Source organism: Promicromonospora sp. NPDC059942, assembly GCF_042731755.1.
Lineage (GTDB): Bacteria > Actinomycetota > Actinomycetes > Actinomycetales > Cellulomonadaceae > Promicromonospora.
Window position 1 is genome coordinate 31115 of the sequence record NZ_JBHWLR010000023.1, and the last position, 18271, is coordinate 49385.

Here is an 18271-nt window from a genome sequence, read left to right on the forward strand (position 1 = left end):
ATGTCAGACCAAGGCCCGATCGGCCCCCCACCACGGGCCCCCCCCCCCCCCGACGCGTCAGCCACGCAGCACCGCGCCGACCTCGGCCGACGCCGACTCCACGACGGCGTCGCGCACCGCGCGGACCTCCTTCGCGGACAGCGTCCGGTCCGCCGCACGCAGACGCAGCGAGTACGCGAGCGACTTCTTGCCCTCGCCCACCTGCTCCCCGGTGAAGACGTCGAACAGGGCGATGTCTTCCAGGAGGTCGCCGGCCCCGGCCACGATCGCCGACCGCACGGCCTCGGCGGGCACGCCGCCGTCGACCACGAAGGCGAAGTCCTCCTTGGCCGCGGGGAATGCCGACACCGGCCGGGCGACGACGGGCTCGCCCGACGCCGCGCCGACCAGGACCGTCAGGTCCACCTCGAACGCCGCCGCCCGCGCGGGGAGCCCCAGCGCCTCGACGACCTTGGGGTGCAGCTCACCGGCGTGACCGACGAGCGTCCCGTCCGCGAGCTCGAGCCGCGCGCAACGCCCCGGGTGCCAGGGCATCCGGTCGGGATCGCCGGAGACGACGACGTCGACCCCCGCGCGCTCGGCCACGAGGCGCGCCGCTTCCAGGGCGTCCTCCCAGCCGGCGGCACGACCCGGGCCCCACCAGCCGACGAGCTCGCGCTTGCCGGTCAGCACACCCGCGACCCGGCGCGGCTGGTCGGGGACCGCCGCCGCGAGGGCCGCGAGCTGCTCGTCGCTGGGCCGCACACCGCCGGGCAGCGCCGGCGCCACGGGGGCGCCCTCCGCCGGGGTGGTGACCAGCCCGATCTCGTAGACCGCGAGGTCGGTGAGCCCGCGCGACACGTTGCGCCGCACGGTCTCCAGCAGCGTGACCAGCAGGTTGGACCGCATCAGCGGCTTGTCGTCCGCCATCGGGTTGGCGAGGCGGAGCGAGACACGACGCTGGTCGTCGGCCGGCAGGCCGAGGGCGTCGTACTCGGGCGTGCCCACGAACGGGTAGCTGAGGGTCTCGACGAACCCGGCCTCGGCCAGGGCGCGCGCGACCGAGCGGCGCGTGCGCTGCTCGGCGGTGAGCCCGCGGCCACCCGTGGCTGCCGGGAGCACCGACGGGATCTCGCCGTAGCCCTGGATGCGCACGACCTCCTCGACCAGGTCGGCGGGCTCGGTCAGGTCGGGCCGCCAGGACGGCGGCGTGACCGTGAGCACGCCCTCCCCGGCTGCCTCGACGGTGGCGCCGATCTCCTCCAGCGTGGTGCGCACCTGCTCCGGCGTGTACTCGACGCCCGAGAGCCGGGTGGGCTCGGTGACCTTGAGCGCGATCGGAGCGGGCGTCCCGGTCTCGTCGAGGTCGCTCACCGCGGCGTCGGCCGTGCCGCCGCTGAGCTCGACCAGCAGGTCGACCACGCGCTGTGCCGCGACGGCGGGCAGCAGGGGGTCCACACCGCGCTCGAAGCGCTTGGCGGCCTCGCTCGGGAGCTTGTGCCGGCGGGCGGTGCGGGCGACCGTGATCTGGTCGAAGTGCGCCGCCTCGACGAGCACGTCGGTGGTGGTCGCGCTGACCTCGGACGACGCTCCGCCCATGACGCCGGCCAGGCCGAGCACGCGGCTGCCCGCGCCGTCGGGCGAGTCGGTGATCAGCAGGTCCTCGGTGTCCAGGGCCCGGTCGACGTCGTCGAGCGTGGTCAGGCGCTCGCCGGCGTTCGCCCGGCGGACCACGATCGGCGCCGAGACCTGGGCCAGGTCGTAGGCGTGCAGCGGCTGCCCGAGGTCGAGCATCACGTAGTTCGTGATGTCGACCGCCAGGGAGATGGACCGCATGCCGGAGCCCTCGAGGCGGTGCTTCATCCAGGCGGGCGTGGGCGCGGACGGGTCGATGCCCCGCACGATGCGCGTCACGAAGCGGTCGCAGCCCACGACGCCGTTGATCGGCGCGTCGTCCTGTACCCGAACCTCGAACCCGTCCGGGGTGGCCGCGGGCTCGGCACCCGTGGCCAGGCCGTGGTCGGTGAACTTGGCACCCGTGGAGTGGGCGTACTCGCGGGCCACGCCGCGGTAGCTGAACGCGTAGCCGCGGTCGGGGGTCACGTTGATCTCGAGGACCTCCTCCCCGAGGCCGAGGAGCGCGATCGCGCTCTGGCCCGGGGTGAGGTCCTCCTCGGCGAACCCGTGCCGCGTCAGCACGAGGATGCCGTCGTGGTCCTCGCCGATGCCGAGCTCCCGGACCGAGCAGATCATGCCGTCGGACACGTGCCCGTAGGTCTTGCGGGCGGCGATCGGGAACGGGCCGGGCAGCACCGTGCCGGGCAGCGAGACCGCGACGTAGTCGCCCACGCCGAAGTTGTGCGCGCCGCAGACGATGCCGCGCGCGCCCTCCTCGTCGTTGTGCTCGGGTCCGACGTCGACCCGGCACCAGTTGATCGTCTTGCCGTTCTTCTGCGGCTCGGGGGTCATCTCGAGGACGCGACCCACCACCAGGGGGCCGGTCACGGCCGCGCCGTGGATCGCCTCTTCCTCCAGGCCGACCTTCACCAGGTCGGCCGCGAGCTGCTCGGCGGTCAGGTCCGCGGGCAGCTCGACGTGGTCCGCGAGCCAGTCCTTCACGATGAGGGGCACTTCAGATCTCCGTCCCGAACTGGGTGGAGAAGCGCACGTCGCCCTCCACGATGTCGTGCATGTCCGCGATCGAGTGACGCAGCATGAGCGTGCGCTCGATGCCCATGCCGAACGCGAAACCCGTGTACTCGTCCGGGTCCACGCCGGCGGCGCGCAGCACGTTCGGGTTGACCATGCCGCAGCCGCCCCACTCGATCCAGCCCGCGCCGCCCTTCTTCTGCGGGAACCACAGGTCCATCTCGGCGGACGGTTCGGTGAACGGGAAGAACGCAGGGCGCAGGCGCGTCCTGGCCTCCGGCCCGAACATCGCCCGGGCGAACGCGTCCAGGGTGCCCACGAGGTTGGCCATGGTGAGCCCCTTGTCGACCGCAAGACCCTCGACCTGGTGGAACACCGGCGTGTGGGTCTGGTCCAGCGCATCCGTGCGGAACGTCTTGCCGGGGCACGCGATGTACAGGGGCACACCGCGCTCCAGCAGGGAGCGCGCCTGGACCGGTGAGGTGTGCGTGCGCAGCACGAGGTTCGAGTCGGCGCCGTCGGGCCCCGCCACGTAGAACGTGTCCTGCATCTGGCGGGCCGGGTGGTCCGGGCCGAAGTTCAGGGCGTCGAAGTTGAACCACTCGGCCTCGACCTCGGGGCCGTCGGCGATCTCCCAGCCGAGGCCCACGAAGAAGTCGGCGATACGCTCCTGGACCAGCTCGATCGGGTGCCGGGCGCCGGTCGTCGCACGCCGCACCGGAAGGGTGACGTCGACCGTCTCCTCCAGCAGCACGTGTGCGTCGCGCTCGGCCTCGAGCTCCGACTGCCGGGCGGCGATCGCCTGGTTGATCCGGCCGCGACGCGGGCCCACGAGCTTGCCGGCCTTCGCCTTGTCGGGTCCCGGCAGTGCGCCGATCCCCCGGTTGGCGAGGGCCAGGGCACTGCGGTCCCCCGTGTGCTGCGTCCGGACGGCCTTCAGCGCGTCGAGGTCGCCGGCCTTCGCGATGTCGTCGAGAGCGGTCTTGACCGCGGCGTCGAGTGCCGCCTCGTCGAGCGGATCGATGGGTGCCTTCTCATCGGGCGTGGACATGCTTGCCTTCCTGGCGGGTTCGGGAGCCGGCCCGGTCCCTGCGTGGGGACCCGCGCCGGCATCTGAAGTCTAGGTGCCCGCCAGGGCTCAGGACGCGTTGTCCACAGGGCAGCTCAGTGCCCGCGCGCAGCGCTCGCCGCACGGCCCATGGCGGGCCGCATAAATCGGCGGGTCAGCAGCTGCATGGCGCCATCATTCCATGCCGCGCCGCGACCCGGCAACGCGATTCGGGGCGCCACGGTTCGCTTGCTTGGCACACTTTTTCATCGTGTCGGCGGGTGGGCATAGCCTCGCACCACAGCACGAGCCAACCTGCCCGTTTAGGGCGTTTGCTCTCGGATCACCAGGTCGGAACGTTCTTGACCCTGATCGGTGGCGCATCGCGAAACAGTGCGTTAGTGTGGAACACATGTTCGAGTGCGAGTACAGGATGAACGGGACGCGCCGGCCGTTGCCACGGCCTCTTCCCTGGCGCGTCCGGTTCACCGAGCGACGGCACCTCGAACAGCCATATCTCCACGGCCGGGGCGGCCCTGGTCCCGGCCGTGGAGACGGCACCCGACCCGCCCGGGGCCGGTCAGCCCTCGAGCGCCCAGGTCTCCACGACCTCGTACCGCGGACCGCCCTGAGGACCCTCCCCCGGGTGGGACTCGACGAGCGCGAACGAGTCGGCGGTCCACGCCGGCCCGGCATACACGGAGAGCGCCTGGGCAGCGGGCTCCAGCGCCGACCGCGGCTCGGCTCCTGCCCGCTTGCCCCAGCGGTCCCGGCCGCGTGGCGGCTTCACCTGCCCGGCGCGGGCGCGCGCCACGGTGACGTGTGCCCGGTGCGGTTTCACGTCGTCGGGCACCTCGCGCGGGGACGCCGCCAGGCAGTCGGTGGCCAGGTCCTTCAAAGCCTCGGTGCCGCCGTCGACGCCGATCCACAGGACCCGCGCCCCGAACGACCCGGCACCGCGCAGCCGCAGGTCGACGGGACCGTGCTTGCGCGCGACGTCGGACAGGTCGTCGCGCAGCTCAGGAACCGTCCCCTCCGGGAGGTCCGCGTAGAAGGCGAGCGTGATGTGGAGGCTCTCGCGGGGCACCCACCGCGGAGAGGCAGGTACGCCATCGATCGCGAGCCCGAGGTGGTCAAGGACGCTCTGGGGCGGGATGACCGCCGTGAACAACCGCACCTGACGATCCTAGGGGCGGGCCCCCGCTGCGGGGAGCCCATTTCTCACCGACGACGACGGCGGCGGCGCGTGACGGCCCACGCAACCACGACGGCCGCGAGCACGAACGCGATCTGGCCCCCGAGGACGATCCGGTTCACGTCGACCGCGGGCACCCAGCGCACGCCCTGGTCGTCCACGACGATGGCGCCCGCCGGCTCGGCGCGCCGGCCGAAGCCGAACCCGCCGCCGCCACCCTCGCCAATGGCGCCCGCTTTGCCCTCCGCGTCGACGTCGGCATCGGTGGCCGGTGCGGCCTCGCCCTCGGCGCCGCCGGCCGTGGCGTCGCCGGACGTGCCGTGGTGGCCGCCCGGCTCGCTGCCGCCTCCGCCACCCGAGCCTCCGCCGGTCGCCACGCGGGCGGCCGGGATCACGAGGGTCCCGTCGCGCTCGATCGGCTCTCCGTACACCTGCCGCACGCCGAACGCTCCGGTCAGTGCCTCGCTGATGCGGTTCAGATCAGGCATGTACCTCATCTGCCCCACGGTAGGTGACCGCGTCGCGACGCGATACGCCAGGACGCAAGAGTCACCCGCTCGGGCGTCCTCAGTGCCCGCCGAGCGGCGCACGGTCCGCCCACCACCGGCGGGAGCACAGCGCCGCGATCAGGCCGCCCGCGACGTTCACCAGCACGTCGTCCACGGAGGTTACCCGACCGAGCCGCAGCACGTACTGGAGCACCTCCACGGTCACGGCCACCCCGAGGAGCACGACGGCGACCGGGGCGAGCACCAGCACGGTCCGCGACCCAGGCCCAGGCCCAGACCCAGACCCAGGCCCGGCCCCAGGCGCGACGCGCTCGCGCGAACCGGCGCGCCCGCTGTGTCCCGGAACGAGCCGGAACCGCACCGGCAGGAAGAAGCCGAGCGCGGCGAGGACCAGCAGGTTCCCACCCACCTGGACCACTGCCGCGGGGACCGGCCCCGAGAGCTGGTCGGCGAGGTCCTGCAACGGGACGAGCGAGAGGCCGCGCTCACCGGGCCGGGGCGTGAGGATCATCCACACCCACGGCGCCGTGCCCACGACCATCCCGACCTCGGCGACGGAGTGCCGCCAGGCGCGGGCGTGCGGGACGCCCCGCAGGCGTCGGACCCGCACGAGCAGCCGGATCGCCAGGACGGCGACGACCAGCGCCAGGGCGGCGGGCCGCAGCACGTGGCCCCACGCGCCCCAGACGTCGGCGGCGGCGTCGGGCAGCCTCAGCGCTGCGCCCTGCCGCTCGCGTACAGGCAGACCGTCGCAGCGGTCGCCAGGTTGAGCGACTCCGCCCGGCCACGGATCGGCACGCGCACCACGGCGTCGGCCAGGGCCCGGTCGGCCTCCGGCAGGCCCCAGGCCTCGTTGCCGAACACCCAGGCCGTGGGTCCGGCGAGGTCCGGGGCGGTACCGCTGCCGGCGTCGTCGAGCAGGTCGTCCAGGTCGAACGGGCCGGTGCCGTCAGCAGCAAGGACCTGGCACCCTGCGGCGCGCAGCTCCGCCAGCGCGGTGTCGAGCGGCAGGCCCGTCACCACGGGCAGGTGGAACAGCGACCCCGCGGTGGAGCGCACCACCTTGGGGTTGTGCACGTCCACGCTCTCCCCCGCGAGCACCACGAGGTCGGCACCGGCGGCGTCCGCGGCGCGGATCACGGTGCCGGCGTTCCCGGGGTCGCGAACGGTGGCCAGCACCGCGACCAGGAGCGGTCGGCCGGCGCGCTCCGGGTCCCTGGCGTCGAGCGCCTCGCGCAGCGAGGGCGCGGTGGTGCGGACGACGGCGAGCACACCCTGGGCGTCCGCGCTCATCCCGTCGAGCACCTCCGGAGTGCCGACGTGCAGGAACACCCCGGCCGCACGCGCGTCGCCGACGATCTCGGTGTAGCGCGAGGCGGCCGACGGCGTCAGGTAGACGTCCCGCACCGACGAGGCGGCGTGCCGGACGACCTCGCGGACCCCCTGGGGGCCCTCGACCAGGTACAGACCGTGCCGGGAGCGCGCCGAACGCCCGGACAGTGACCGCACCTGCTTGACCCGGTCGGCTCGCGGATTCGCGAGCGTCACGTCAAGCGGCACGGATGCCTCCGAGGAGGACACTGTCCGGGCGTCCGGTGAGATGCTCAACCTCAGGCAGCGGCCGGGGCGTTGACGTCCGCCGGCAGCGCGTCCTTGGCGACCTTGACGATGGCGTTGAACGCGGCCACGTCGTTGACCGCGAGCTCGGCGAGCATGCGGCGGTCGACCTCGACACCAGCGGCCTTGAGGCCCTGGATGAGGCGGTTGTAGGTCAGGCCCTCCGCGCGGGACGCAGCGTTGATGCGCTGGATCCACAGCTTGCGGAAGTCGCCCTTGCGCGCCTTCCGGTCACGGTAGGCGTAGACGAGCGAGTGGGTGACCTGCTCCTTCGCCTTCCGGTAGAGGCGCGAGCGCTGGCCGCGGTAACCGGCGGCGCGCTCGAGGGTCGTACGGCGCTTCTTCTGGGCATTTACTGCCCGCTTCACGCGTGCCACGTGAGACTCCTTGTTACTTCGGGGCTGGAAGGGTTCCGGGCGGCGCGCGTCAGGCGCGCGCCACGGGGGTCACTTACCGAGCAGCTTCTTGATCTTCTTGACGTCGGCAGGCGCGACGACCTGGTCCACGGCCAGACGACGCGTACGACGGCTGGACTTGTGCTCGAGGTAGTGGCGGGCGTTGGTCTGCTCGCGCATGACCTTGCCGCTACCCGTGACCCGGAACCGCTTCTTGGAGCCGGAGTGCGTCTTGTTCTTCGGCATGACTGCCGTCTCTCCTCATGTCGGTCGACCGTTGCTGGAACGGCGACGTGTACCTGGGCCGGTCAGCCGGCCCGGTGTCGTGGTGGTCTTGGGGACCTCGTCCTCAGCCGGCCTTGCGCGGCGCACGCGGCTTGGGAGCCACGGGCTTCGGCACCGGCTTGGGGGCCGGGGTCGGCTTCGGAGCTGCCTTGGCGGCGGGCTTCGCTGCCGGCTTGGAGGCAGCCTTTGCCGCAGGCTTGACGGCCGGCTTCGGCGCTGCAGGAGCAGGCGCCTCGGCAGCAGGCTCGGGCTCGACGACCGGCTCGGGCTCGGCCACGGCGACGGGCTCAGGCTCGACGACGGGCTCGGGCTCGACGACCGGCTCGGGCTCCGCGACCGGCGCCTCGACGGGCTCCGGAGCAGCCGCGACCGCGGGCTCCTCGACCACGGTCTCGACCGTCTCGTCGACCTGGTCCTCGGCGAGCTGGTCCTCGACCAGGTCCGCGTCGGGCTCGTCGACCGCACGCGCCTGCGCCTTGGCCTCCGACTTGGTCATCCGGCCCGCATTGATCTCGGTAGCGCGCTTGCGCTGCTCGACCTTGGCGTCCGCCTTCTTCTTGACCGGCCCGAGGACCATGGTCATGTTGCGGCCGTCCTGCTTGGGCATGGACTCGACGAAACCGAGATCGGCGACATCCTCCGCCAGGCGCTCCAGCAGGCGACGACCCATCTCCGGGCGCGACTGCTCGCGGCCGCGGAACATGATCATGACCTTGACCTTGTCGCCGGCCGAGAGGAACCGCTCGACGTGGCCCTTCTTGGTGCCGTAGTCGTGCGGGTCGATCTTGAGGCGGAAACGGATCTCCTTGAGGACCGTGTTCGCCTGGTTGCGCCGGGCCTCTCGCGCCTTCATGTCGGACTCGTACTTGAACTTGCCGAAGTCCATGAGCTTGGCGACGGGCGGGCGGGCGTCCGGCGCGACCTCGACGAGGTCGAGGTCAGCGTCCTGGGCGAGCTTCAGGGCGACCGCCGTGGCAACCACGCCGACCTGCTCCCCGCCAGGACCGATGAGTCGGACCTCGGGGACACGGATCCGGTCGTTGATGCGAGGCTCGGTGATGGTGATGCTCCTAAGAAGTCGTTGATGGACCACCAGGAACGGGAAATGGCCCCCGCCCTGAACACAGGTGGAGGCCATCACGAGGAAAGGACACGCCGGCCCGGCAACAGCAACGCCGGACCTTCGTACCCGACCAAGGACCCGGACTCTGTCGGCACCTTGCGGTGCACTGTCGTGACTCGGGTGGGATGGAATCCACTTTGCGCACCCGGCTCACACCGGGTCGGTCGTCCCTCAACGATACCAGGAGGAAGAGAGCACCCGCCACGCGGCAGGGTGTGAGGTGGGCCGCCCTCGTTCCGGCGGGCGAAACCTGTTGCCCGGCTCAACTGGAATGATTCCAGTTTAGGGCCTAGGCTGCTGGTCATGACGTCCACCGCCCCCGCCGCGTCGCCCGAGGAGCTCCTCCGGGGTGCCGGCCTGCGCGTGACCGCCGCCCGCGTGGCGGCGTTGCGCGCGGTGGGCGAGAACCAGCACGCCACGGCGGACGCCGTCCTGGGCTCGGTCCGCTCCGAGCTCGGCACCGTCTCCGTGCAGGCGGTCTACGACCTCCTGCACGCGCTGACCGGCGCCGGGCTCCTGCGCCGCATCGAGCCCGCAGGGCATCCCGCCCGCTACGAGCGCCGCACCGGCGACAACCACCACCACATCGTCTGCCGCTCGTGCGGCGCCATCGGCGACGTGGACTGCACGGTGGGCCACGCGCCCTGCCTCACCCCGAGCGACGACCACGGCTTCGTGGTCGAGACCGCCGAGGTGACGTACTGGGGCCTGTGTCCCGACTGCCGCGGCAAGGACTCCGCCGTCGGCCCCGCGACGCAGCCCTGACCCCACAGACCTTCCAGCCCCGCTGGAACCCCGCAAGAACCCCCGCAAGCAGCAGCAGAGGAAGGCACGTCTGAATGACTACTCCCTACACCACCACGCAGACCGGTACGCCGGTCGCCAGTGACGCGCACTCGCTGACCGTCGGCGCCGACGGCGCCACGGTCCTCCACGACCGCTACCTGGTCGAGAAGCTCGCCCAGTTCAACCGCGAGCGCATCCCGGAGCGCATCGTGCACGCCAAGGGCGGCGGCGCCTTCGGTGAGTGGGAGATCACCGGTGACGTGTCGCAGTACACGCGTGCGGCGGCCTTCCAGCCGGGCGCGAAGGGCGAGGTGGCCCTGCGCTTCTCGTCCGTCGCCGGCGAGATGGGCTCCCCCGACACCTGGCGCGACGTGCGCGGCTTCGCCCTGCGCTTCTACACGACCGAGGGCAACCTCGACATCGTCGGCAACAACACGCCGGTGTTCTTCATCCGCGACGCGATCAAGTTCCCGGACTTCATCCACTCGCAGAAGCGCCTGCCGTGGTCGGGCCTGCGCGACGCCGACATGCAGTGGGACTTCTGGACCCTGTCGCCGGAGTCGGCCCACCAGGTCACCTACCTCATGGGCGACCGCGGCCTGCCGGCCTCGTGGCGCGAGCTGAACGGCTACGGCTCGCACACCTACCTGTGGACCAACGCCGCGGGCGAGAAGTTCTGGGTCAAGTACCACTTCATCTCCCGCCAGGGCGTCAAGTTCCTGAGCGGCGAGGAGGGCGAGAAGATCGCCGGTGCGGACGCCGACTACTACCGCCGCGACCTGTACGAGGCGATCGAGCGCGGCGACAACCCGGTCTGGGACATCAAGGTCCAGGTCATGCCGTACGACGACGCGAAGACGTACCGGTTCAACCCGTTCGACCTGACGAAGGTCTGGCCGCACGCGGACTACCCGCTGATCCACTTCGGCCACTTCACGCTGAACCGGAACCCGAAGAACCACTTCGCGGAGATCGAGCAGATCGCGCTGTCCCCGGCCAACCAGGTCCCGGGCACCGACATCTCGCCCGACAAGATGCTGATGGCCCGCGTGTTCTCCTACCCGGACGCGCAGCGCTACCGCGTGGGCACCAACTACCAGTCGGTGCCGGTCAACCAGCCGCACGCCGCGCCGGTGCACAACTACTCGCAGGACGGCTCGCAGCGCCACCACTTCAACGAGGTGGGCACGCCCAACTACGCGCCGAACTCGTTCGGCGGCCCCGTCGCCGACCCGGCCCGCGGGCACGACGGCTCCTGGGAGTCGGACGGCGAGCTGGTGCGCACCGCGGCCACGCTGCACAGCGAGGACGGCGACTTCGTCCAGCCGGGCACGCTCTACCGCGAGGTCTACGACGACGGCGCCAAGGCCCGTCTGCTGGAGACGCTGACCGGCCAGGGCCAGTCCATCACGATCGCCGAGATCCGTGAGCGTTTCTTCCAGTACTGGACGAACGTCGACGAGGAGCTGGGCGCCAAGCTCCGCGCCGCCGTCGCGGCCTGATCCAGCGGCACACGACCGAGGCCGGGCTCCCGTCGGGGAGCCCGCCCTCGGCCGTCCCCCGGGGCCGCTCGTCGAGTGACGTTCAGCGCGCGGCATGAGGGATATCCCCACGGTCCGGCCGCCCTCCTTGTCCGACGGCGAAGGCGCCGCCTACGGTCCCAGGGATGCTCGGCCGCGCTTCGGCGGAGCACCGGCACGAGACCGCCTGGAGAGAGGGAGCCACCGATGTCCCGTTCGCTCGTCCGACTCGGCGCCGCGCTGACGGCCGGCCTGCTGGTACTGACCGCCGCGGCGGGCCCCGCGGCCACCGCCCTGGAGCCCGAACCAGCCCAGGAGCCGGCGTCGGCCGCCGATGCCGACCACCGCGTCATCGCCTTCTACCAGACGATCTACGAGACCGGCTCGGACGGCGTGCGCCGCTACGTGGACCCCAAGCCGCTGCTCGGCTCGGTCACCGACGTGAACGTCGGCGCGATCCACCTGAACGCCGACGCCTCGCTGACGGTCAACGACATCCCGGCCGACCACGCCGAGCTCGGCGTCATGTGGGACGACCTGGCCACCATGCAGGACCAGGGCGTCAAGGTCAGCGCGTTCCTCGGCGGGGCCGCGCCGGGCACCTACCGCTACCTGCGCGAGGACTTCGACCGGTTCTACCCGGTGCTGCGCGACTTCCTGCGCGCCTACGGCCTGGACGGCGTGGACCTCGACATCGAGGAGACGTTCTCCCTGGCGGACACGGTCCACCTGGTCGACGCGCTGCGCGCCGACTTCGGCCCGGACTTCATCGTGACCCTGACGCCGGTGGCGACCGACATGGCCGGCCGGACGAGCTTCTCCGGCGGCTTCTCCTACGCCGAGCTGGAGCGCCAGGCCGGCGACCGGATCGACTGGTACAACACGCAGTTCTACTGCGGCTGGGGCGACCTGCGCACCACCACGGTCTACGACCAGATCCTCGCCAACGGGTTCACGCCGGGCCGCGTCGTGGCAGGCACCGTCACCAACCCCGGCAACTGCAGCGGGTACGTGGACTGGTCCACCTTCGACGCCACGGTCGGCACCCTGGTGGACCGGCACCCGGACTTCGGCGGCGTCTTCGGCTGGGAGTACTTCAACTCGGTGGGCCACGACGGCGGCGGCCGCGAGACGTGGTTCTCGCACGTGGCGGACGTGGTGGGTGGTCGGTAGCCGTCAGGTGATCGGTAGGACGTCAGGTGGTCGGCAGCTCGAGCTGCCGACCACCTGACGTTTTGCCGACCGTTCGGGTCAGTCCCGGGGCGCGGGCGCCGTGGGAATCGACGACCGGCAGGGCGAGTTCCACCGTCATGGGAACGGGCCGGCGCGCGCCTTCGGCCGGCGCTCCGTCCAGGTCGGGGTCCGGATAGTGAGAAGTCCGGGTCTCCTCCTGGTCATCTTCCGATTCGCCGCCTATACCTCCCTCACGGTCAACCGCCCACCGCGCGACCACCGAGCTCAACACGTTGCGAGGAGCCCTCCCATGACCTCATCAACCGCACCGACCGCCACCCCGCCCGCACCCACCGTCGTCGTCGTCTCCGGGAACCCCCGTCCCGGGTCGCGCACCCTGCGCGCCGCCGAGGCGGCGGCGCACCGGATCGCCGTGCACCTCGGCATCGACGACGTCACGACGATCGACCTGGCCACGTTCGCCGACCAGGTCCTCGCCGCCGAGCACCCCGAGGCCGACGCCGCGAAGGAGCGCCTCGCCGGCGCCACCGTCGCCGTGATCGCCACACCCGTCTACAAGGCGGCCTACACCGGCCTGCTCAAGTCCTTCCTCGACCTGTACGGCAACGACGGCCTGGCCGGCGTGGTCGCCGTGCCGCTCGTGGTCTCCGGCAACCCCGCGCACGCGCTGGCCGGGGAGGTGCACCTGCGGCCCGTGCTCGTCGAGCTGGGCGCCGTGGTGCCGGCCCGCTCGCTGACCGTCACGGAGAGCCAGCTCGCCGACCTCGACGCCGTGATCGAGGCCTGGCTGAGCCGGGCGGGCGAGTCGCTGCGGCGGGCGACGGGCCCCGGCGTCGTCGTCCCGGCCCGGGTTCCGGCCGGTGTCAGTGCTGGTGCTGGTGCCCGTGCTGGTGCCGGTGCCGCCGCTGGTGTCGAGGAGGTCGCGCGATGACCGCCGAGAACATCGACCTGTCCGCCCTGGAGGAGCTCTTGGCACAGCAGGACGAGCCCCAGCTCAGCCCCGACGAGTTCAAGACGGTCTTCCGCAACCACCCCGCCGGCGTCGCCGTCGTCGCGCTGCTGCACGAGGACCGGCCCGTCGGGTTCACGGCCACGTCCGTCATCTCGGTCTCCGCGGCTCCCCCGCTGCTCGCGTTCTCGCTCGCCTCGACCTCGTCGTCGTGGCCCGCGATCTCCGAGGCGAGCACCCTCGCGGTGAGCTTCCTCGCCGACCACCAGGACGACGTCTCCGCCCGCTTCGCCACGAGCGGCATCGACCGGTTCGCCGACGGCGGCTGGACGCCGCTGCCCACGGGCGAACCGGTCATCGACGGCGCCGTGTCCTGGTTCCGGGCGCGCGTGGTGCAGCGCACCCCGATCGGCGACAGCTACCTCGTCTCGCTGCGCGCGCTGGCGTCCAGCCTCACCGAGGACGGCGGGGAGCCCGCCGCGTCTCCCCTGGTGTACAAGAACCGGGCGTACCACCGCATCGGCGACGACACGACGATCTGACCGCCGCCGGCCGGACGCTACCCAGTCATTGGGCCCGAATCTCGCCGCGTTTCGGGCCCAATGACTGGGTGGAACGTTGTAGTCGCCTACCCAGTCATTGGGCCCGCACCCGGTGCCAATCCGGGCCCAATGACTGGGTTGGCGGTGCTGGTGCGTACCCAGCGATTGGGCCCGCAGCTCACCCCTGTTTCGGGCCGAATGACTGGGTAGAACATGACAGTCCGCAACCCAGCGATCTGGCCCGTATCCGGGTCGAATCCGGGCCAGATGACTGGGTAGACGGGGAGCATCTGCCTACCCAGTCATTGGGCCCGGATCCCGCCACGTTTCGGGCCCAATGGCTGGGTAGAACATGAGAGTCCGCAATCCAGCCATCTGGCCCGCATCCGGGTCGATTCCGGGCCCAATGGCTGGGTAGCCGGCCGGCCGCTCACGCCTCCAGGAGGTCCGGGCGGGGGTGGCGGACGCCCTGGACGGCGTCGCGCGGGATGACGGCGCCGATCGCCGCGACGTCGTCCGCCGACAGGGCGAGCGACGCCGCCGCCACGTTCTGCTCCAGGTACCGCAGCCGCTTGGTGCCGGGGATCGGCACCACGTCGTCGCCCTGCGCGAGCAGCCACGCGAGGGCGAGCTGGGCCGTGGTCACGTCTCGCTCGGCGGCCAGCGACTCCAGGGAGCGCACCAGCGCGCGGTTGTGCTCGAACGCCTCGCCGGCGTAGCGGGCGTGGCTGCGGCGCACGTCGTCGGCGGCGAGCGTGTCGGTCGAGTCGACGGTGCCGGTCAGGATGCCGCGGCCCAGCGGGGAGAACGGCACGAACCCGATGCCGAGCTCGCGCAGCACGGGGAGCACGGCGTCCTCCGGGTCGCGGGTCCACAGGGAGTACTCGCTCTGCACGGCGGTGATCGGGTGCACGGCGTGGGCGCGGCGCACGGTGTCGGCGCCGGCCTCGGACAGCCCGATCGCCCGGACCTTGCCCGCCGCCACGAGCTCGCCCAGCGCGCCGACCGTCTCCTCGACCGGTACCTGCGGGTCCACCCGGTGCAGGTAGTAGAGGTCGAGGTGGTCGGTGCCCAGGCGGGCCAGCGAGCGGTCGACCGCGTGGCGCACGTACTCGGGGCGCCCGTCGACGGGACGGCCGTCGGGGTGGCCGCCCGCCGGCGGCAGGCCGAGCTTGCTCGCCAGCACGATCCGGTCGCGCTGCGGCCCCAGCACCCGGCCGATCAGCTCCTCGTTGCGGCCGTGGCCGTAGACGTCGGCGGTGTCGATCAGGGTGACGCCGAGGTCGAGCGCGCGCAGCAGCACCGCCTCGGCCTCGGCGGCGTCGGCCGGACCGTACGAGTCCGCGACGGACATGCCGCCGAACCCGACCGCCGAGACGGTCAGGGCGTGCGGGCCGGAGCCCAGCGTGCGGGTGGGGACGGGCGGGGTGGGACTGCTGGCAGTGGTCATGCCCGCAGCCGACCACCCCGCCCCGCCGTCGGCAAGGTCCGCCCGCAGGCTCTCGCATGGCGAGACGCCCGGGCGAGCCGCCCGGTCACCAGGACGGCAGGCCCAGCGCGGTCAGCGCCGACCGCAGCCGGTCCCGCCCGCGCAGGGTTCCCGGCCCGCGCAGCCGGTTCAGGGCGCGCCCGATCCAGCCGCCGTCGAGCCCCTCCTCGCGGTAGAAGTCGGTCATGCGTTTCTCGTAGGCCGCCAGCGGACGCAGCTGCCGCGCCGTGTCGTAGGTCTCGTGGTGCAGCACCACGGCCTGCGGCAGCCGGGGCTTGACCCGTCCCGGGCGGGCCGGGTCGGGGCGCCCGACGACGAGACCCACCACCGGCGCGGTGCCCCGGGGCAGCCGCAGCTCGGCGGCGAGCTCCTCGGGCCGGTCGCGGACCCCGCCGAGGTAGACGGTCCCCAGCCCGAGCGACTCGGCGGCCACCATGGCGTTCTGGGCGGCGAGCGCCGTGTCGAGGTACGCGGTGACCGTGGTCTCCAGGTACCCCGTCGCGTGCACGGCCGTGTTCCGGCGCTCGGCGAGGGTGCGGACGCGGGCGACGTCGGCCACCCACACCAGCAGGAGCGGCGCGTCCCGGACGTGCGCCTGCTCGCCGGACAGGCCGGCCACGCGGGCCAGGCGCGCCGGGTCGGTGACGGCCACGACGCTCCAGAGCTGGAGGTTCGACGTCGTGGGCGCGGACTGTGCGGCCGCCACCAGGGTGGGCAGCACGGAGGGCGGCAGCGGTCCCGGCAGGAACCGCCGGACCGAGCGGTGCGCGAGCTGGACGTCCAGCACGGAGCGCGGGAGGTCCGCCGCCGCGGCGACGGTCGCGGAGACCTGCGGGGCCGCGGTGTCGGCGCGGCGCGGGGTCACGCCGTAGCGGGCGGCGACCTGGACGCGGGCGGCGGCGAGCCGACCGGCGTGCTCGGGCGACTCGGGGTGCTCGGCGGGGTCGCGCGAGGAGTCGTGCGCTTCGTCGCGCGCGATCTCGGGCGGGGTAGCGGGCTGGTGCGCCCGCGGTGTGCGGGTGATCCGGGCCGGCCGGCGGGCCGACGGTGCGGGAGCTGTCTCGGTCGGGGTGGTGACCAGAAAGGCGTCGATGGCTGTCATGAGTGCTCCGTGGGGTGGACGGAAGGCCAGACACTCACGTTGCGAGCCCTTCGTCAATGCCCCAGTTCGCCGTCTCACTCCCCGGACAGGGGTCACGCGGCACTGTCGCGCCTGGTGACAGGGCTGCGGACGCCGTCCGCCCACTATATGGACTCTTTGCCGGATTGGTTGACTCGTCGGATTTTTTCCCGTCTCATTCCCGCCGCACTGCAAGGGGCGGTGTCACCTACGTTCCCGATCCGAGGAGAAAGACCGTGTCCACGACGAGAAGGCCCGCCACGAAGAGGCCTGGACGGTGGCGCCTCGCCGCCACCGCGGCCGTGCTGGTGTCCCTGGTGGTCTCCGCCTGCAGCACCGGCTCCGGCACCGCGTCCGCCCCGGCCCCCGAGGAGGACCGCCCCGGGGGCACCCTCAACATCGGGCTGGCCGCGGAGCCCAACGGCGTCGACGCCGCCGTCGTCAACCAGGTGTGGCGCACGGTCGCCCGCGCGCTGACGGACTCGCTGGTCTTCTTCAACCCGGAGACCAAGGAGATCGAGCCCTGGCTGGCCACGGAGTGGACCGTGAAGGACGCCCGCGTCTACACGTTCACGCTGCGCGACGACGTGACCTTCCACGACGGCACCGCGCTCACGTCCGAGGTCGTCAAGCAGAACTTCGAGAGCCTCGACCGCCCCGGCATCCACTCCAGCGCCAAGACCATCGTCGAGGGCATCAAGGAGATCCGGACGCCGTCCGAGCACGTGGTCGAGGTGGAGTTCGCCAAGCCGAACGCCGCGTTCCTCGTGAGCCTGTCGCGCGCGCACGCCGGCATCGTGTCGGCGAAGACGGCCGCGCTGCCGGTCGAGGAGCGCCAGAAGTTCCTGGACGGCTCCGGCCCGTTCTACCTGGAGGAGTACACGCCCAACCAGCGCATCGTGCTGAAGAAGCGCGCGGACTACGACTGGGCGCCCGAGTACTTCGGGCGCAGCGGGCCGGCGTACCTCGACGAGGTGGTCTACAAGATCATCCCCGAGGACTCCGTGCGCAACGGCGCCGTCATCGGCGGCGAGGAGCTCCAGTTCGTCTACTGGGTCAACGCGAAGTACGTGGACCAGCTCGAGGCCGCCGGCCTGACCATCACCGAGACCACCAATCCCGCGACGGGCACGGAGTGGCCGGTCAACACCTCGTCGAAGATCCTGAAGGACGTCCGGGTGCGCCAGGCGCTCCAGCACGGCATCGACCGCGCGGAGTTCACCAAGCTGGTCTCCGGCGGCTACGACGAGGCCGCGACGGGCCCGCTCAGCAAGGCCAACCCCTTCTACTCCGACCAGAGCGAGTACCTCACCTACGACCCGGAGCTGTCGAAGCAGCTCTTGGACGAGGCCGGCTGGTCCGAGACGGGTGAGGACGGCATCCGCGTCAACTCCGACGGCGACCGCCTCTCCTTCCGCTTCCCGCGGGACGGCGCGGCCGAGCAGGTGGTGCAGGCGCAGTGGAAGGAGCTCGGCATCGAGCTGGTCCTCGACCCGCCGCTGGACGCCGAGGCCAACGAGAAGCTGCTCTCGGGCGAGTACGACATCGCCTACTGGTACCACTCCACGCCCGACCCCGACGTGCTGCGCGCCAACTACGGCGTGGAGACGGGCTCGAACCGCTCGTTCATCGCGGACGACGACAAGACCGGCCAGCGGCTCGACGACCTGCTCCAGGAGCAGAACACCGTGATCGAGCCGGAGGCCCGGCAGAAGATCGTCGACGAGGCCGCCCAGCTCCTGGTCGAGGACGCCTACGTGCTGCCGATCGTGAACGACACCGACATCTGGGCCTTCCAGCCGACGGTGCACGACATCCAGCCGGTGGGCCTGGACCAGTACCTCTACAACGCCTGGCTCTCGGAGAAGTGA

17 protein-coding genes are annotated in these 18271 nt (G+C 72.1%); 6 read left to right on the plus strand and 11 right to left on the minus strand.

Annotation, left to right across the window (positions count from 1 at the left end):
- Positions 1–57: 57 nt before the first annotated feature.
- From pheT to infC, 9 genes are all read right to left on the minus strand, one after another.
- A complete protein-coding gene (pheT, locus tag ACFV9Q_RS25595; RefSeq protein ID WP_377236750.1) occupies positions 58–2610 on the minus strand; it encodes a phenylalanine--tRNA ligase subunit beta in 2553 nt (850 codons plus the stop codon).
- Between the two features lies 1 nt (position 2611).
- A complete protein-coding gene (gene pheS, locus ACFV9Q_RS25600) occupies positions 2612–3679 on the minus strand; it encodes a phenylalanine--tRNA ligase subunit alpha (RefSeq protein WP_377236751.1) in 1068 nt (355 codons plus the stop codon).
- A 577-nt stretch (positions 3680–4256) separates the two neighbouring features.
- Positions 4257–4853 (minus strand): RNA 2',3'-cyclic phosphodiesterase, encoded by a 597-nt coding sequence (gene thpR, locus ACFV9Q_RS25605; protein WP_377236752.1) that lies wholly within the window; start codon positions 4851–4853, stop codon positions 4257–4259.
- A 44-nt stretch (positions 4854–4897) separates the two neighbouring features.
- On the minus strand, positions 4898–5359 hold the full coding sequence (locus tag ACFV9Q_RS25610; RefSeq protein WP_377236753.1) for a hypothetical protein: 462 nt from the start codon (positions 5357–5359) through the stop codon (positions 4898–4900).
- Between the two features lie 79 nt (positions 5360–5438).
- Complete coding sequence (locus tag ACFV9Q_RS25615) at positions 5439–6047, minus strand: VanZ family protein (RefSeq protein ID WP_377236754.1); 609 nt, start codon at positions 6045–6047, stop codon at positions 5439–5441.
- A gap of 44 nt (positions 6048–6091) precedes the next feature.
- Positions 6092–6940, minus strand: a complete 849-nt coding sequence (locus tag ACFV9Q_RS25620) for a TrmH family RNA methyltransferase (RefSeq protein WP_377236755.1) — start codon at positions 6938–6940, stop codon at positions 6092–6094.
- A 50-nt stretch (positions 6941–6990) separates the two neighbouring features.
- Positions 6991–7374: a 50S ribosomal protein L20 gene (gene rplT, locus ACFV9Q_RS25625; protein WP_182614731.1), complete on the minus strand. Its 384-nt coding sequence runs from the start codon at positions 7372–7374 to the stop codon at positions 6991–6993.
- 69 nt (positions 7375–7443) lie between these two features.
- Positions 7444–7638 carry a 50S ribosomal protein L35 gene (gene rpmI / locus ACFV9Q_RS25630; protein WP_020016628.1) on the minus strand — a complete coding sequence of 65 codons (195 nt, stop codon included), beginning with the start codon at positions 7636–7638 and terminating at the stop codon, positions 7444–7446.
- Between the two features lie 103 nt (positions 7639–7741).
- A complete protein-coding gene (gene infC, locus ACFV9Q_RS25635; protein ID WP_377236756.1) occupies positions 7742–8815 on the minus strand; it encodes a translation initiation factor IF-3 in 1074 nt (357 codons plus the stop codon).
- 288 nt (positions 8816–9103) lie between these two features.
- Between infC and ACFV9Q_RS25640 the strand changes: the two genes are divergently transcribed.
- The 5 genes from ACFV9Q_RS25640 to ACFV9Q_RS25660 all read left to right on the plus strand — a co-directional run bounded on the left by ACFV9Q_RS25640 (position 9104) and on the right by ACFV9Q_RS25660 (position 13791).
- Positions 9104–9565 carry a Fur family transcriptional regulator gene (locus ACFV9Q_RS25640; protein WP_377236757.1) on the plus strand — a complete coding sequence of 154 codons (462 nt, stop codon included), beginning with the start codon at positions 9104–9106 and terminating at the stop codon, positions 9563–9565.
- A 74-nt stretch (positions 9566–9639) separates the two neighbouring features.
- Positions 9640–11088 (plus strand): catalase, encoded by a 1449-nt coding sequence (locus tag ACFV9Q_RS25645; RefSeq protein ID WP_377236758.1) that lies wholly within the window; start codon positions 9640–9642, stop codon positions 11086–11088.
- A gap of 225 nt (positions 11089–11313) precedes the next feature.
- Positions 11314–12279, plus strand: a complete 966-nt coding sequence (locus ACFV9Q_RS25650) for a glycosyl hydrolase family 18 protein (RefSeq protein WP_377236759.1) — start codon at positions 11314–11316, stop codon at positions 12277–12279.
- 310 nt (positions 12280–12589) lie between these two features.
- Entirely contained in the window at positions 12590–13231 is a 642-nt protein-coding gene (locus ACFV9Q_RS25655) for an NAD(P)H-dependent oxidoreductase (protein ID WP_377236760.1), read from the plus strand.
- Positions 13228–13791 (plus strand): flavin reductase family protein, encoded by a 564-nt coding sequence (locus ACFV9Q_RS25660; protein ID WP_377230765.1) that lies wholly within the window; start codon positions 13228–13230, stop codon positions 13789–13791. The genes ACFV9Q_RS25655 and ACFV9Q_RS25660 overlap by 4 nt, the downstream gene beginning before the upstream one ends.
- Before the next feature lie 430 nt (positions 13792–14221).
- Here the strand turns inward: ACFV9Q_RS25660 and ACFV9Q_RS25665 are convergent, their stop codons facing one another.
- Both ACFV9Q_RS25665 and ACFV9Q_RS25670 read right to left on the minus strand, forming a co-directional pair.
- On the minus strand, positions 14222–15241 hold the full coding sequence (locus tag ACFV9Q_RS25665) for an aldo/keto reductase (RefSeq protein ID WP_377236761.1): 1020 nt from the start codon (positions 15239–15241) through the stop codon (positions 14222–14224).
- A gap of 85 nt (positions 15242–15326) precedes the next feature.
- Positions 15327–16382, minus strand: coding sequence for an NADPH-dependent oxidoreductase (locus ACFV9Q_RS25670; protein ID WP_377236762.1), 1056 nt, complete (start codon positions 16380–16382; stop codon positions 15327–15329).
- Positions 16383–16636: 254 nt separating this feature from the next.
- Between ACFV9Q_RS25670 and ACFV9Q_RS25675 the strand changes: the two genes are divergently transcribed.
- Positions 16637–18271 carry an ABC transporter substrate-binding protein gene (locus tag ACFV9Q_RS25675; RefSeq protein WP_377236763.1) on the plus strand — a complete coding sequence of 545 codons (1635 nt, stop codon included), beginning with the start codon at positions 16637–16639 and terminating at the stop codon, positions 18269–18271.

Excerpts from the sequence above, each read along its gene's own strand:
- ACFV9Q_RS25645 (WP_377236758.1), top strand. The coding sequence starts at position 9,640 with ATGACTACTCCCTACACCACCACGCAGACCGGTACGCCGGTCGCCAGT.
- infC (WP_377236756.1), bottom strand. The coding sequence starts at position 8,815 with ATGGCCTCCACCTGTGTTCAGGGCGGGGGCCATTTCCCGTTCCTGGTG.
- ACFV9Q_RS25655 (WP_377236760.1), top strand. The coding sequence starts at position 12,590 with ATGACCTCATCAACCGCACCGACCGCCACCCCGCCCGCACCCACCGTC.
- ACFV9Q_RS25670 (WP_377236762.1), bottom strand. The coding sequence starts at position 16,382 with ATGACAGCCATCGACGCCTTTCTGGTCACCACCCCGACCGAGACAGCT.
- rpmI (WP_020016628.1), bottom strand. The coding sequence starts at position 7,638 with ATGCCGAAGAACAAGACGCACTCCGGCTCCAAGAAGCGGTTCCGGGTC.
- ACFV9Q_RS25640 (WP_377236757.1), top strand. The coding sequence starts at position 9,104 with ATGACGTCCACCGCCCCCGCCGCGTCGCCCGAGGAGCTCCTCCGGGGT.
- ACFV9Q_RS25650 (WP_377236759.1), top strand. The coding sequence starts at position 11,314 with ATGTCCCGTTCGCTCGTCCGACTCGGCGCCGCGCTGACGGCCGGCCTG.
- ACFV9Q_RS25660 (WP_377230765.1), top strand. The coding sequence starts at position 13,228 with ATGACCGCCGAGAACATCGACCTGTCCGCCCTGGAGGAGCTCTTGGCA.
- ACFV9Q_RS25610 (WP_377236753.1), bottom strand. The coding sequence starts at position 5,359 with ATGCCTGATCTGAACCGCATCAGCGAGGCACTGACCGGAGCGTTCGGC.
- ACFV9Q_RS25665 (WP_377236761.1), bottom strand. The coding sequence starts at position 15,241 with ATGACCACTGCCAGCAGTCCCACCCCGCCCGTCCCCACCCGCACGCTG.
- pheS (WP_377236751.1), bottom strand. The coding sequence starts at position 3,679 with ATGTCCACGCCCGATGAGAAGGCACCCATCGATCCGCTCGACGAGGCG.